Annotated in this window: 11 protein-coding genes; 2 read left to right on the top strand and 9 right to left on the bottom strand. The window is 52.3% G+C overall.

The genetic code is table 11. The annotated features are described in order from the left end of the window. Positions 1-12 precede the first annotated feature (12 nt). Both BLR64_RS22895 and BLR64_RS22890 read right to left on the bottom strand, forming a co-directional pair. Positions 13-966, bottom strand: a complete 954-nt coding sequence (locus tag BLR64_RS22895; RefSeq protein WP_090717963.1) for an ABC transporter permease — start codon at positions 964-966, stop codon at positions 13-15. A 229-nt stretch (positions 967-1,195) separates the two neighbouring features. Then, on the bottom strand, positions 1,196-3,463 hold the full coding sequence (locus BLR64_RS22890) for an AraC family transcriptional regulator (protein WP_090717960.1): 2,268 nt from the start codon (positions 3,461-3,463) through the stop codon (positions 1,196-1,198). A 353-nt stretch (positions 3,464-3,816) separates the two neighbouring features. On the opposite strand from BLR64_RS22890, the gene BLR64_RS22885 reads away from it, so the two are divergent. Continuing rightward, positions 3,817-4,890, top strand: coding sequence for a Gfo/Idh/MocA family protein (locus BLR64_RS22885; RefSeq protein WP_090717957.1), 1,074 nt, complete (start codon positions 3,817-3,819; stop codon positions 4,888-4,890). Positions 4,891-5,016: 126 nt separating this feature from the next. Here BLR64_RS22885 and BLR64_RS22880 read toward each other — a convergent pair whose 3' ends face one another. The 5 genes from BLR64_RS22880 to BLR64_RS22860 form a co-directional block, all read right to left on the bottom strand. Next, positions 5,017-5,757, bottom strand: coding sequence for a tyrosine-protein phosphatase (locus BLR64_RS22880; protein ID WP_090717954.1), 741 nt, complete (start codon positions 5,755-5,757; stop codon positions 5,017-5,019). Positions 5,758-5,826: 69 nt separating this feature from the next. Then, entirely contained in the window at positions 5,827-6,606 is a 780-nt protein-coding gene (gene phnC / locus BLR64_RS22875; RefSeq protein WP_090717952.1) for a phosphonate ABC transporter ATP-binding protein, read from the bottom strand. A gap of 15 nt (positions 6,607-6,621) precedes the next feature. Further along, the gene (locus tag BLR64_RS22870; protein ID WP_090717949.1) at positions 6,622-7,476 is read right to left on the bottom strand and encodes a PhnE/PtxC family ABC transporter permease; all 855 of its coding nucleotides are present in this window, start codon (positions 7,474-7,476) and stop codon (positions 6,622-6,624) included. Then, the gene (gene phnE / locus BLR64_RS22865) at positions 7,476-8,270 is read right to left on the bottom strand and encodes a phosphonate ABC transporter, permease protein PhnE (RefSeq protein ID WP_090717946.1); all 795 of its coding nucleotides are present in this window, start codon (positions 8,268-8,270) and stop codon (positions 7,476-7,478) included. Before phnE ends, BLR64_RS22870 begins: the two co-directional genes overlap by 1 nt. 23 nt (positions 8,271-8,293) lie before the next feature. Beyond that, a complete protein-coding gene (locus tag BLR64_RS22860) occupies positions 8,294-9,184 on the bottom strand; it encodes a phosphate/phosphite/phosphonate ABC transporter substrate-binding protein (protein WP_090717995.1) in 891 nt (296 codons plus the stop codon). Between the two features lie 222 nt (positions 9,185-9,406). Between BLR64_RS22860 and BLR64_RS22855 the strand changes: the two genes are divergently transcribed. Then, positions 9,407-10,045: a GntR family transcriptional regulator gene (locus BLR64_RS22855; RefSeq protein ID WP_090717944.1), complete on the top strand. Its 639-nt coding sequence runs from the start codon at positions 9,407-9,409 to the stop codon at positions 10,043-10,045. An 83-nt stretch (positions 10,046-10,128) separates the two neighbouring features. Here BLR64_RS22855 and BLR64_RS22850 read toward each other — a convergent pair whose 3' ends face one another. Both BLR64_RS22850 and BLR64_RS22845 read right to left on the bottom strand, forming a co-directional pair. Continuing rightward, the gene (locus tag BLR64_RS22850) at positions 10,129-12,108 is read right to left on the bottom strand and encodes a glycoside hydrolase family 2 protein (RefSeq protein WP_090717941.1); all 1,980 of its coding nucleotides are present in this window, start codon (positions 12,106-12,108) and stop codon (positions 10,129-10,131) included. Between the two features lie 48 nt (positions 12,109-12,156). Beyond that, the gene (locus tag BLR64_RS22845) at positions 12,157-15,546 is read right to left on the bottom strand and encodes a DUF5107 domain-containing protein (RefSeq protein ID WP_090717939.1); all 3,390 of its coding nucleotides are present in this window, start codon (positions 15,544-15,546) and stop codon (positions 12,157-12,159) included. Positions 15,547-15,628: the final 82 nt, after the last annotated feature.

Genomic DNA, 15,628 nt, shown 5'->3' with positions numbered 1-15,628 from the left:
GTTCTCTCCTTTCTATAAAATACCGTCTTCGCCGAGTTTTTTGGCAATGCGGTCAGCCGTAATGACAAGAATGATTCCGATTACGGACTGGAATAAACCAACCGCTGTCGCCCGGCTGAAGTTACCGGATTCGATCCCCCAACGATACACCAGCACCGGTATGGTCGTTGTGAACTCTGTAGTGGCTTTATTCTGCAGCGACCAGATCCGCTCGAACGAGCCTTCCATGACTTTACCCAAACTCATGATCAGCAGCGTTACAATGGTTGCACGGATCGAAGGAATGGTAATATTCCAGACCTTTCTCCAGCGTCCCGCCCCATCGACCGTTGCCGCTTCATACATTTCCGGGTTAATGCCGCTGATTGCAGCCAGGTAAATAATCGTTCCCCAGCCCATGCTCTGCCATACCCCGATGGCCAGATAGCTGATCAGCCAGTTCGTATCCTCCTGAAGGAAAGGTATCCGGGTACCGCCCATCAATTCAATCAGATTGTTGACGACACCACCACCTTCACTAAGCAGCTGATACGCAATTGCCCCGATAATAACCCAGGACAGGAAGTGAGGCAGATACAGCAGGGTCTGGTTCACGCGTTTGAATTTTACACTTTTGACTTCATTCAGCATCAGGGCCAGAATAATCGGCATTGTGAAGCTGAATATGAGATCAAGAATGTTGAGCAGCAGCGTATTACGGATCGCTTTTGTGAAATCAGGCTTGGCGAAAATATCCTGGAATATTTGAAAGCCTACCCACTCACTGCCCCAGAAGCCTCTTGCGATCTTATAATCCTTAAAAGCGATTACAAGCCCGGCCATCGGGAAGTATTTGAATACGATTACAAAAGCCAGCGGAATCGCTACCAGCAGATATAGCTGCCAGTCACGCTTGAGGAACCCGAAGCGCTCATTCTTTCTTAGTAGAGCATTTTGATTTGTCTTTGAAGCGTTTGCAACTTTCAAAATCTCACCTCCTACACCATTTCATCTCTGTGCCAGTTGCCTAACCGGCCTCGAGATCTATGCTAGCCCGATTGTCCGCTTTTGAAAACAATGAGTAATGCTGCTCTCCATCAAAACTGATAGAATCGCGGTTTTAAAGGGCTTTCATGAAGGTGAATAATCATTTTTGATAGCTAAAAACGTTTTCATTAACATCTGTTTCCTATAAAAAACGGCCAGGAGCCGTCTCCTAGGAGCTCTTGCTCTTGGCCGTTTTGTAACTGCTTGGCGGCATACCCTCATACTTGCGGAAAAACCGGTTGAAGCTCTGGACATTATAGTAGCCGACCTCTGCGGCCACCTGCTTAATCGTCAGATCCGTATCGAGCAGCAGCTCCTTGGCTTTATCGATCCGCAGCTGATTCAGATAATCGATCATGCTTTTTCCGGTCAGCTCATATACGATCTTGCGCATGTAAGAGTAGCTGATTCCGAATTCAGTGCTCATATCCTTCAGCACAATTTCTTCCTTGTAATGATCCTTCAGGTATTGGATGACCCGTTCCCCGTGATTGGTCTCTGCCGGACCGCGGTCCAGATTCTGGACAATCTCTTGGAAAAAGGTATGCAAGTACTCCTCCAGCTCATCCAGTGTATCCATCGCAGCAAGCACACTGTAAATATCGCCTTTGCCCATAACCGTTCTTCCGGTGCTGATATGATTCTCACGCAGATGCTTGATCGTCGCACCGATCAGCTGGTGATAGATAAACATAATATTATCGTAGGAAATATGCTGTTCGGCGCTAATCAGACAGCGGATATTCTCCAGCTCCTTGAAAATACCGTCCAGATCTCCGGCATCCACAAAGTTGAGAATCCGCCGCTCGCTGTTTTCGGAATCAATATATTTGCGGCCGTGCTCATCCTCCTCCTGCCAGTACATAATGCTTCCGGCACCCTTGATGATCCGCTGCTTAATTAATTCCATCGCTTCGAGCAGCCGCTCGGCCACCATTTCAGGTGCATCCGCCACACCGCTGACCGCAATGGTGACGGTATGGGTAAGCAGCTCAAGCGATTCATCCCGGATGGTCTCCAGCGCCTGACGGATCGAATCGTTGCCGCAGCCATGCTCCTCCTGGGCAAAGTTAAGCACAACAACAATACTGCCGTCGGTATGATAGACTGAGTGGGCCCGAGCCCCCTCAGGAAACAGACTCTCGTATTTTGTATTGAGCAGATAGCGGTGGTAGCTGCGGGTCTCCACATTGGTATTGCCGACATACACTCTGTAACGGTCCATCGAGACTACAACAACTCTGTAACAAGCCTCCGGAAATACCTCCGTAAGCCGCGGCGGTATCTCTCCGCGCAGCAGACGGTGAACCGCAAAGCTGCGGGTATCCTCTTCGCGCTCCTGCAGCAGCCGGAACAGTCCCTCTTCCTCCTCCTGCATCCGCTTAAAAGCCATATCCAGGAAAGCAAGCTCATTCCTGTCGGCAACCTCCAGATCGCTTTTGGAGCGTATAGTCCGCACCAGCTGTCTGAGCGGCCTTGACAGCCAGGTTGCGAGAACGACAGCCAGGACGGTTCCCAGCACAATAATGGCTCCGGTAAGCAAAATAATATTTCCCTGCATCTCACGCGATTCTGCCATCAGCTTATCCATCGAACTCCAGCTTACATTCCACCACCCGGATAATGCCGAGCGGCTCCATGCATAGACCATCCGGTTGCCGTCCAGCTCGCGGAATGCATAGCCTTCACTGGAATCCTGATTCAGGATCTCCTGTACAAAAGGCAGCTCAAGGCCATCGGTAAGCAGCAGTGACTTGTTACTGTGTGAGATTACTTTTCCGTCTGCTCCCAGCAGCAGGGAGCTGCCTCCCTCGACCTCTGTTGTATTCAGATATTTGCCGATCTGGCTCTCCTTCATATTGACAACAATCAATCCGCTTGTCGGAGAGGACAGACGGTTGAGCGGATAGACATATGACACAACATGTTCACCCGAAGCAAGCATGCGCGGGACCCATACCCCGCTTATTCCTCTCTGATCTTCAAGGGCTTCCGTTGTCCAGTCCATCGGCTCGTAACGTTCCAGTGTTGTGATAGCGTTATCAGTAGAGATGACATAATCAGAATCCGCCAGATAAAAGTAGGAGGAACTCACCCCGTCTACACGGCGGTTCAAGTTCAGCAGCTCATTCATTACGGACTTAGCCTTGGTGTAATTAGCGTAGCTGGCGTTCACTTCGTTATAGGTTTCAAAGCCGCGGATCGGTTCAAATACATTGGCTGCGGCCAGGCGTGCCGTATCCTGGGCCAGATTGGCCAGGGCATTCTCATTCAGCTTGCGGTTGGCATTCAGCCCGGCTAACGATGATTCTCCGATGGCCGCTTCTGAGTTCTCTATAATCTGTGCCCCGCTATACCACGTCAGGATGGCTGTCGGTATGGCCATGATACAGAATAGAATCACTGCCAGCTGTAGCATCATCGGTGTTTTCTTCATTGCATGTCCCCCTATTAACTATGTAAACGTTATCAAATCAAATAGAGAAGCCCCGCATGCAATGGGCTTCTCTGCTGATAATCTTATAAATTACGGAGAGTAACGGATGCATGTGATGTATGTGTCTAAAAGCATTCTGTTTTGGGGTAGAGATCACTTGTTGCTATGATAACATAAAATATAGTATTCAGTCCTGCCATTTGTATAGATTGTCGAACATTGTATACATCCCTTCCGTTTGATCCTGATGCTGTCCCTTTATTTCATGTACAATGATCTTAGGATACAAAGTTAATCATAAGTCCTTACAAAAATACGATCGTACCCATTAAGCATCAGAGGTGTAATGAACGATGAACAGACCTATTACATTCGGCATTATCGGCAGCGGCTGGCGTGCGGAGATGTATCTCAAGCTGGCTGAGCTGCTGCCTCAGCAGTTTCAGGTAAGCGGTGCCCTGATCCGTAATCCTGCTAAATACGAGCACCTGATCGCTAAACATAAGCTTACTTTATTTAATTCGGTGGAGCAGCTTGCGGCTGAGAGTGATTTTGTGGTGCTGGCGGTGTCCAAATCTGCTGCTGCTTCTCTGCTGATGGAGCTGGCGGCTGTGAACATACCTGTGCTGGCCGAAACGCCTACCGCCTCTACTCCGGCTGAATATGAGCTGCTGCGCTCTCTGGCCCTGAGCAGCCCGCGGATTCAGGTGGCCGAGCAATATCCGCTGCTGCCGCATCATCAGGCGAGAACTGCTTATATCAGAACAGGTGAGCTGGGACAGATCGGGCATGTTCAAGTCTCTGTTGCGCATGGATATCACGGCATCAGCCTGATCCGTAAGTGGCTCTCCGTCACGGGCACAGCCTGTGAGATCACTGCCCGCCGGGTAGAGCTTCCGATTATGGACTTTTCCTACCGGGGGCGTGCAGCAGAGGAAACACTAAAGATGGAACAGCAGGATATTGCGATCATGGTCTTCCCCTCCGGCCAGAGCGCCGTGCTGGACTTCACCCGCTCCCAGTATTTCTCCCCGCTGCGCTCGAACCGTGTGCTTATCCGCGGATCGCACGGGGAAATCCGTGATAATGCGATTATCCGCCGGCTCGGGCCGGAAGAGACGGAATATCTGGATATAATGCGGGTGCAAAGCGGACAGGAGGGCAGTCTGGACAGCCTGGGCCTGCGTGAGCTGCGGGCAGGACAGCACAGGCTGTTCCGCAACCCGTTTGCCGCCGCTCCTCTTTCCGATGAGGAGATCGGGATTGGACAGGCGCTGCTGAATATGGCTGAGTTTCTGCATACTGGGATTTCCTCGTATTCTCTGGCGGATGCCTTGACAGATGTGCGGCTGGCGTTCGCGGTCGATGAGGCTATCGCGTCGGGGAATAGTGTAACTGTGGGGAATGAGCTCGAAGCTGCACAATAAATATGCTCCTGAGCGTCATATTCACTGATTCAATATTTTCAAAAAGCCCCCAGGTACAGCAGCAGGTTCAATATCACCTGTGTACTGTACCCGGGGGCTTCTCTTTTTGGAGACAACCCGGTTAGGTTAGGCTTCCAGCAGCTTCTTTTTCAAGCTGTCGATCTGAAGTTTACTAAGGCCAACCGATAACAAATACGACTCCGCCCCTCCATACACTCTGTGCAAATGATCCAGCATCAGCTCCATGTTCTCCGGTGCGCTTCCAAGGAAGGCATCATAAGCCCCTCCCTGCATCATTTCAGGCATTTCTGCCCGGAACTCTTCCATTAAAGGAAGCAGATTGGTTTCTGTCTCTGCATAATCCGCCACAATGCTAGGAACAGGCACCCCTGCCAGATCCAGCAGCAGCCCGGCAACCACACCGGTCCGGTCTTTGCCGGCAGCGCAGTGGAACAGGACGCCTTCGGCCTCTGCCTGCGAAATCAGTTCAAACACCCGGCTCAGCTGCGGTCCGCACTGATCCAGCATATTTTTGTACATATCGCCCAACGAACGGATATCGGCAGCCATGGTAGTTGCCGGATTAATCAGACTTACATTGTGATAGGCCACATCAGCGGAGTCTGCAAACACATTTCTTTTCTGCAGCAGCTCATCGCCGTGCCGTAAGTCAATAATCGTCCGGACTCCTCTGCCAAGCAGAGACTGCTGATCCCGCTCAGTCAGCCTATGCAGCCCGTCGGCGCGGAATAATCTGCCGGTTTGTACAACCCCGCCGTCAGTCGTTCCATATCCCCCGATATCCCTTACATTATAGGCTCCGTCCAATTGAAGCAGCCGTACCGTGTAATTTGTAGTAGTGGTCATGATTTTGGACCGTCCTTTGTATGAAATTTTAAATGATTAATAGTTAGTTAGTCTTGTAACACAATCGCGCTACTCGCCTGACGCCTGTGCATGCATCTCATGCTCTTTGCCTTGATAAATATCATAAATCATCTCTTCGGTAAGCTCCTCAGGAGATCCGTCAAACACCTTCGCTCCGCCCTTAATGCCGACAATCCGGGTAGCATACTTCTTCGCCACTTCCACCTGATGAAGGTTGACCAGACAGGCGATTCCGCGCGAACGGCAATTTTCGTAAATGGTATCCATTACAACGGAGGAGGATTTCGGGTCCAGAGAAGCGATCGGCTCATCGGCCAGGATCAGCTTAGGCTGCTGCATGATCGCCCGGCTGATCCCCACACGCTGCATCTGGCCGCCGGACAGCTCATCCGCCCGCTTGAAAACCTCATTGCCCAGCCCAACCTTGGTCAGTAAATCGACTGCTGCCTGTTTGTCTTCTTCACTGTATCTGCCGAGTACACCCGCAAGAGGTGACATATACCCGAGACGCCCGTGAAGCACGTTCTCCAGCACACTGGACCGGTTCACCAGATTATAGTGCTGAAAGATCATCCCAATCTGTGCTCTCCAGCGGCGGAGACTGCGCTTGCTGTTACTGTTCATTACTTCTCCGAGAAAAGCAACTGTGCCTTCCGTCGGCTCAATCAGCCGGTTAATGCTGCGCAGAAGCGTCGATTTCCCCGCTCCGCTTGGCCCGATGACGGCAATGAATTCGCCTTCCTCCACCGTCAAATCAATGCCTTTCAGTGCTAGTGTTCCGCCAGTATAGGCTTTGACCAAGCCTTCTACCTTCAAAATCGTTGTCATCATGTACCTCCCGGATTATCGTCTGGCCAGCCGGCTGCGGACGCGATTGGATATCAGTTCTACGGCAAAGATAGTCACAAACACAATGATGATTCCAAGTGCCAGATCAGCGAACTCATAATAGGAAATGTAATCCTGCAGGAGGACACCGATCCCTCCGGCTCCAACCATCCCGAGCATGACGGTCTCCGCCACTTCCATCTCGAATCGGAAAGAGACAATGGCTAGGAAAGGCAGCAGCAGTCCCGGCAGAAGCCCTTTGAATACAATCTGCAGCCAGGACGCCCCGACAGCTCTCATCGCCTCAATCGTCTCGTCCCCCGATTCTTCAATCTGGGCAGCGAAGGATTTGATTAAATAGGAGGATGTCGGGAAAATAAGGCCCAGCACCCCTGCCATCGAGCCGAAGCCCATACTCGCCACCGCGAGCAATACCCAGATGGTTGTCGGCACGGTACGGATGACCAGGAGGATATAGCGCAGTACGCGCCCTGCCCATTTTACCGGAGTAATATTCTCCGCAATCAGGAAGGCCAGCAGTATGGACAGGACTACACTGATTACCACCGTAAGAAAGGCAATAATGATGGAGGTCAGCATCCCGTCCGTCAGATCCGGCAAGGCATCAAAGGAAATCGTCATCACCTTGGAGGCAATATTGGGAATGCTGGACAAGCCGTTAGTGAACTGCTCCCAGCTCAAATCCAGGAAGCTGACACACACAAGGAACAGCACAGCCGCCGCTGCAAAGAACAGCCGGTTCTGAAGCTGCGTTTTGCGGTGCCCGACTCTGATTTTTTTGCCCGAAGGCTTTCCGGTCTTCTCCAGCTTAGAGGAAGGGTACGCCTGAAAAGAAGTTTCCTGCTGCATTATAGAATACGCTCCCTTATCTTCTGAGTTAGAAATTCGACCGCCAGAATCAGCACAATCAGGATGACAATAATCATGGAAGCTCTGCCGTACTGGAACAAATCCATGGACTGCTTCAGATTGCTGCCGATTCCGCCTGCACCGACAAGCCCGAGAATAGCCGATGAGCGGATATTAATCTCGAACATGAACAGCGTCCATGAGAAATAGGCCGGCATAAACTGCGGAATAATGGCATGTTTGATAATCTGGACGTGGCTTGCCCCGCTTGCTTCAAGCGCTTCCGTCGCATCTTTGTCAAGCTCCTCAATGGATTCCGCGTATACTCTCGCCAAGAAGCAGGTTCCGAATACGAGCAAGGCGAACAGTCCGGGCATTGTACCCACTCCGAAGATCACGACCAGGAGCGAAGCCCAGACGAGAAACGGCACATTGCGTACAAAAGATACAATACCACGAAGGATGATCCGCACCGCCGGGTGAGGCGACGTATTACGGGCCATCAGAAATGCTGTCACCAGCCCCAGCGCAGAGGAGATAAAGGTGCCCACTACTGCAAAAACAAGCGTGTCCAGCACCGGACCGGTATAGCTTTTAAGATTCGTCAGGTTGGGCGGCAGGAAATCAGCAAAAATAAAGGTAATGAAAATGGGGATGCCGCTAAGGAACTCCACCGGATCAAACTTTACGTACCAGACCGAGAAAACGACTGCGGCTGCCAGCAAGGCAAGCGAAATGGCCCGTTTTGCTTTCTTTTGCCGCCGGAATACCGGAGATGCCGTTTCATTGTACATATCCTTCTGGCCTCTCTTCTGTCTTATTTAAGCAAATCTTCGGTGCTCAGATTCAGCTTCTTGGCAATGTCACGGATGTTGTCAAAATCACTGTCCTTCACTTCAATGAACTTGGCATCAGGCATGCCGAACAGGTTCTCAAAATATTCCTCATTATCGTATCCGAGCAGGAACGACTTCAGCTTCTCTTTGGTCTCTTCAGGCATGGTAGAACGGATACCGACCGGTGTTGCATTCAGAGGGCCGGAGCTGGCGATTACACGGTAAGAGTCTTCCTCGATCAGTCCTTTGGCAGCCAGCATGGCCGGGTACATGCCGGATACGCCTGCCGCATCATATTGGCCTTTGACTACGCCGAGAACGGCTGTATCATGCTTGCCCGCAAACTGGATGTTACTGAAGAAATTCGTTTCCAGCTCTTCCGGATCAATGCCAAGCTCGTCCACTATCATCGATTTCGGGAACAGATGGCCGGTGGTCGATACCGGATCGACGAAGCCGATGGTTTTACCTTTCAGGTCGGCAATGCTCTGGATGTCGGAGTCTTTAGGAACGATAATCACAGATGCCGGGGCTTCAGCAAGAGATGGCAGACTGACACCGACAATGGGCTCAACCTTGGCCCGGTCAACCGCCACAATGTAAGAGAAGGGGCCAAATGTGGCCATGTCAGCTTTACCATTTTTGATCGCTTCAATCGCTGCGTTATAGCTTGTTGCTTTATAAGATTCAACTGGAAGCCCGATTGCCTCCGACAGCTTATCTTCAAAATCCTTATTCAGCTTGGCTGCACTGTCATTGGATTCACTGGGCAAGTAGGCAATGACGAATTTCTCCATCGCCCCTGCCTGGGCAGAGCTGCATGCGGATAATACGGATACTGTAGCTACTATAAGCAGGAGCAGGCTTAGCATTCTTTTCACGGTTTTTAATACCTCCAGTTTATTGTGTTTTCTATTTGAATACAACTAGAATACTACATGTATTTTGTTAACTCTGTATTAGCTTCCGGGCTTATTTCTGTTAAGCTTATCCTTCATTCCTGTTGGCCCTCGTTTACACAAACTTAACTTTACGGCTTCTTCCATTTCGTTCTATACTAACCACATGACCTAAGGAAAGGCAGCGATTACTGAATGAAAGAGTCCGGAAGCTTAATTGATACCGCCTATGCCTATCTGCGGAATCAGATCATTCATGGAGAAATTATGCCGGGAACCATGCTGTCAGAGAATGATTTGGCACTGCAGCTGGGCATGAGCAGAACCCCGGTGCGGATCGCAATCTCACGGCTGGAATCGGCTGGAATTGTACAGTCACTCAAAAAAAGAGGCGTGCTGGTAAAAGAGGTATCCTATCAGGAATCGGCGGAATTGGCTGAAATTATGCTGGCCATGCAGCTATATGCCAGCACTATCATTGAACAGGAAGGCTTCAGGGAGCTTGCACAGCTGCGCGGGCATTATGAACAGCAGCTTGAGGCTACACAGAACGGAGATTATATAACGTATATACAGGCGGCTATGGATTTCGGCTATTGTCTCATCTCCAGCGTGCGCAGCAAAAGCATGCTGCAATCCCTGGAAACCGTTCAGAGCAAGATTCAGCTGATTGCAATCATGAATTTCCGCATGACCCCGCTTGAACCGCATTTCAGCGCAACACCGCTGAACGGAAGTATACTGGAGGCGCTGGAGAAGAAGGATTACGGCGAGCTGAGAAATGTACTGCTCAGCACCTCCGCCCGCATCCGGCAGAACCGTTCCTTTTATTAAAATGCTCTGCATAACAAAAATCCGGGAAGCCTGCATTGAAGCAGGGCATCCCGGATTTTTGGGTTATATTGACTTAACGTTGGCTACATCTGCAGCTCCAGCACACTAAACCCGGTAGGCCGGAGTATGGACAACCCTGCTGCGCGGATAGAACCTTCGTCCGTTTCGCTTGCACGGCCAACACCGTCCGGAAGCTCCACGCGCACCGTCTGTACCTCTCCAGGCTCCAGATCAGGAAGCTGCTGCGAGATCACCTCACCGCCTGCTAAAGCTACCGACAAGCTGTAGCCTCTCACCGTATAGCTCGGAATATCATTGCGGCACTCCAGCGTCAGCTCGAGCCCGCCGTCCTTCCATACCGGCTCATCGGCAACCATCAGCGGTGAAGATTCTTCACGCAAGGCGGCAAAGGATGGCTTCACCCGGTTGTACAGATCCACAGAACCATGGACTCTTTGCCGCAGCCGCCCCTCGCCTTCCTCACCCATCTGTGTGCGGTAATCGTTCAGGCTGAAATAGATCAGCGCCGCAAACGCCGGATAGCGCCGGTAAATCGCTGTTTTTTCCCGCAAAATACTTGTTCTTCTGGTATCCCCGCCCTCAAAGGCCGGTTCGCAAAGTCCATATTCCGCAACAACAAGCGGCTTGTCGGGATGATCCGCGATAATCTGACGGATAACCTCATCTTCATCCAGATCACCATGCCAGGTGCCGATATAGTCGTTCCACATCAGCATATCCCCTGCCCCCGTAGCATCGGATGCCGGCTGAAGCTGCAGCGTATTGCTTACATAGTTCACTAACCGGGTTGAATCAAGCTGCAGAAATTCCTGCTTAAGCTGCTCCATATACTGGTTAGTTACCGCAGATTGACCGTCCAGCTCGTTGCCCATACCCCAGGCGAAGATACACGGGTGATGCGAGTGGCTTGCGATCATTTCCTTGGCTTGGCTCAGAGCAAGCAGCAAGGTGCCTTTCCCCGGTTCAGCCGGCTGCTGCCAGTGCGGAATCTCCTCCTGAACCAGGAGGCCGTTGCGGTCACACCAGTCCAGCAGCTCGTTGCCCTGCTGCCAGTGGAAGCGGGTGATAATACAGTTGGCTTCTTTAAGTCTGACGAGCATCGCCGTAAGGTCTTCAAGCCGCTCTGCCATCCCGACATCCGGGTGCGAGCCTGGCATCCACTCTACACCCATCAGCCGCACCGGTTCCCGGTTAAGCAGCAGCTGATGACCCTCCGCCACAATCTCGCGGAAGCCAAAAGAGCGGACTACCCGGTCCTGAATCTCGCCGCCAGCAGTCAGCACAACCTCAAGCTCATACAGATGCGGATGGTCAAAATGCCATAAGTCTGTTTGTTCCAGCCCAATCTCAGCAAAGCTCCAGGTCAAGGCCCCGGCCGCAATCTCCTCAGTCCCCTGCCAGACTATAGCTTCTTTGCGGTACACCCTAATCGCCGCATGAACGGAAGTAGCCAGCGGCTCACACAGCTTCATTTCAGCGGCTACCGTACTGCCTGTATGCTTGCCATCACTGTTGAAGCTGACCTTAGGCTCTACCCGCAGCTGTCCTACGGCCGCATTGCCCGTAACTACCAGCATGACCGGCCGGATCAGCCCGCCGTCATCCGCCCAGTCAAAGCTGTTGCTCACGGGCAGAGCCGTATCACTGTTCCGGTTATCTACTCTGATTACCAGCCTGTTGTTACCTCCGGCAAGCATATACGGTGTAATATCCGCCTCAAACGGCGTATAGCCGGAATTATAATGGCTCCCGGCCAATGCGCCGTTAACCCAGATATCCGTATCCCGGTAGGCTCCCTCGAAGAAAAGCCGGACCCGGCGGCCTGTCCATTCCTCCGGAGCCTCCAGCAGCTGTTCATACCAGCCTGCCCCGCGGTATTCTTCGAGGCCTTGCTGCACATTCCAGGTATGGGGAACTATAACTGCCGAAGGTGACGGCAGGCCTTTAGTCTGCCAGCCCTCCTGTTCACCCTGGTTCTGAGGATCAGGCTGGAACGTCCAGCCCGTATCCAGTTTTGCTGTGTATCGCCCGCTGTTAATCAAAGGTACCGCAACCCTTCATATGAGATCTGTTGCTTCAAACCGGCCGGATTACTCCGCTGCTTGCCCGCACAACCGGCGGTGGATAATGGCCCCCTGATGGTTAGGCTCCATTTCCAATGCCGTATCAAGCTCTGCCGCCGCTTCTGCGGTCCGGCCCAGTCCAAGCAGTCCCAGTCCTCGCATATACCGGCAGTGAATTACGTTGCGGCGGTTCAGGTCATCCTCAAACACCAGGAAGTCCGGCAGGGATACCGCAAAGTAGTCGATTTTGATCTCGTCAAAAAGATGCTTCTCCGCGTAATCGATCAGCTTGTTGAACCGCCGCTTCGCTTCCTTCTCATTGCCAAGCTTACGCCAGGCCAGTCCCTGATAGAAAATCATTTCCGGCGGCTGGTCGTTATAGAACATCGCGCTTGCCGGCTCCTCCAGCCCCTGTGAAGCGGTCATGTAGCTCTCCTTAGCCTCCTGCTGCTTCTGCAGACCTTCAGAAGCCAGCCCTATATAATAGTAGATATTATTTTCCTGCGCCCCTTCAAGCTTGCCTTCGCCTAAATTCTGCGGATAAACCAGTGCCTGCCGGAGGTGGGCCAGCGCTTCCTCCCGGCGGCCTTCCTTGAGTAATTGCTTGCCAAGCTCGGTATGGGCAAATGTATATTGTCCGGTTACCTTGCCTTCTCCGCCTTCCCAAGGGTGAAAATTACGGGAGCCCAGCGCTTCCAGAGCCTCATCGTAGCGCTCCAGATTGTTCAGCAGCGTAACATATTCTACAAAGAGATCATCCCGCTGCTCTACCTGATTGCGCTTAGCTTCAAGAATATCCAGCCGCTCCTGCGCAGGTACGGCCAGCTTCTTGCGCAGCTGATCCAGCTCGAACAGAATCCGCACATCCTCCGGCGAGCAGGCATAGGCCCGCTCCAGCGATTCCATGGCTGCCTGCGGATCGCCCTGTTTATTATAATAAGCAAGACCGAGATTGCGGTGTACGGTTGCAAAGTCCCCGCGCAGCTCACTCGAACGCTCCCAGCCGGCAATCGCTTCTTCCGGACGTTTTTTATCATAATAGAAGTTGCCGAGGTAATAGTGGGCCTTGTCATCTTCCGGATTGGCCCGGACGGCGCTTTCCAGCAGTTCCAGCTCGAACAGTGTATTAGGGAAGCAGTAGGTCGGGTCTGCAGACTGTCCGGCACGGCGCTGTGCCTCAGCCAGATCAGAGCGGCCGGCAAGTGCATACAGCTCACCCAGAGCATAATGCACCATCGGATACACCGTTCCTTCAGCTGGAACCATTCGCAAGCCGACTGCTATAGCTTCCTCCAGCATACCGCAGCCCATGTAATCGGCAATCAGATTCAGATAGTTATGTGCGTCATCGCGCATCAGCAGCTTCAGTCCTGCCAAAGCGTCTTCAGCAGCGGCTGCATCACCAAGTGCGGCAAGTGCCAGCGCCTGCTCATTATAGGCGCCGAAGTCAGCAACATCGAGTCCTGTTGTTTCCTGTGCAAAAGCAAGTGCCTGCTTATACCGTCCAAGCTTGCGCAGCATAGCCGCTTTCAGATTACGGGCCTTGTAGTTGCGTGAATTGCGGACCAGTGAGCGCTCAGCCAGATCAAGAGCTTCAGCATATTCACCCTTGCAGCTTGCGATCTGGGCAAGCGAGAAGTAGCCGGCATCCTGCCAGGCAGCCGACCAGACGGCCTTGTGGAAGGCAGTGTATGCTTCATCCAGACGGTTCTGGCCGCGCAGGGCCACTCCCAGCTGGTAATAAGCTTCACTGTCGTATGGGTTCGGATTTCTCCAGGTCAGCCGTTCAATCGCTGTACGGAAATACGCTTCACTCTCACTGTACAAACCACGGCGCAGCAGCAGTGTTCCGTAAGCTACATTAAGGCGGATATCGCCTCTATCGCGCTTTAAGCCTTCCAGGTAATAATCCTCCGGCTCAAAGGTGGCGTGCCGGTATTGCTCCAGATGCAGTCCAGCCAAATACAGCTCTTCGGTGGAGCGCAGCTCATGGGGCTCAGCAAGCGGCTTGGCGGCATCCGGGATCTGCTCAATGTCAGGGCGCTTCGGCTGATAAGCAATCAGCAGTCTGCCGTCAGCAGCTCTGACCGTCAGCTTCAGATCATGCTCCTGCTCACCTGCCTCCAGCGTTACACTCTCCTTAAAAGCATCCTCGTCCTTCGGGGACAGCTGTACCGACCGCTCAATATACGTCCGGTTTGCTCCCTTCAGCACAATCTTGGCCTGCTCCAGCAGCGAGGTAGCATACGCCTGAACCACAGCCTGGCCGGATGCGGCATCCACCTCAAGATTAACCGCTGCTTCGATCGAAGCATTTTTAACAACGCCGATATTTTTGTAAGGCATGAAATACTGCGTGAAGGTCTTCTCCTCGTAAGGCTGCAGCCAGGTGAAGTCAGGCTGGTTATCTGTATACACACCGGTCATAAGCTCAATATACGGGCCGTCCTCATCGGTGAGCTGGCGGTCCCAGGCCTGGCCGAACTCACCGTTGCCCCAGGTCCACTGCTTTTTGCCGGGCGAGATATGATGATTCGCTACATGCAGCAGGCCGGCCTGGACACCGTGGTCATAGCCGCCGACGAAATTATAATCCGATTTGTAGGCCATATATGAGGTAGGTACAGGAATGTTCTTGTAGCGGGAAATATCGACGCCTTCGGAATAGTCCTGTTTATAATACGTTCCGGTAGCAATCGGGAAGCGGGATACGTCCCGTTTGCCATGGTCGAACACGGCGGTAACGTCCGGAGGGAATACAGACTGTGTATGGTCGTTGACCGCCACCGCCGGGTTGGCCCACCACAGGAAGGTCTGCGGCTCAGGAGTCCGGTTATACAGCTGGGCGTTAATCTCCAGGTAGGCTTTGCCGGGATACAGCTTGAACTCCGCAGTCACCTTGGTGCCGTACATCCGGTCAATTTCACTTACCCAGACGGAGGCGCTTCCATCCTCCGATTGCCCGAAGCGGTATTCTACCGGACCGAAAGTATTAGGACGGTGATGCTGCGGCCAGTTGAACTCAATGCCTCCGGAAATCCACGGTCCGGCCAGACCCACCAGAGCAGGCTTGATCACCCGGTTGTAATAGACGAAATCATAGTTGTTGGTTTTATCGAGTGCACGGTAAATCCGTCCGCCGATTTCCGGCATAATCTCGATCCGCACATATTCATTTTCGAGAATAACCAGCTTGTAGTTTTTATCGGCCTTCACATCCGAGATGGACTCAATTACGGGATGAGGATAGACACGGCCGGTGCTTCCCTGATACACCCGTTTCTCCAGGAACATCGGATTCGGATCTGCCTTTCCCGCCTCATAGGTAGGAATGAGCACCTCTGTTTCCCATACCTCCACCTGTTCAGCCGCTGCCGGACCTTCTCCGGGTGTGTGAGCATTTATGGTTTGATTCATGTCTGCTTTAGCCTCCCTTGCTTTTATAGTTCTACTTTAGCTTCCGGCAGCGGAGGTTCCAATTGACGAAATGCGGGAAGTG

It is taken from the genome of Paenibacillus typhae, from assembly GCF_900099765.1.
Taxonomy (GTDB): Bacteria; Bacillota; Bacilli; order Paenibacillales; family Paenibacillaceae; genus Paenibacillus_AQ; species Paenibacillus_AQ typhae.
The sequence above is the reverse complement of the archived record's forward strand: the minus strand, read 5'-3'. Positions and strand labels throughout refer to the sequence as shown.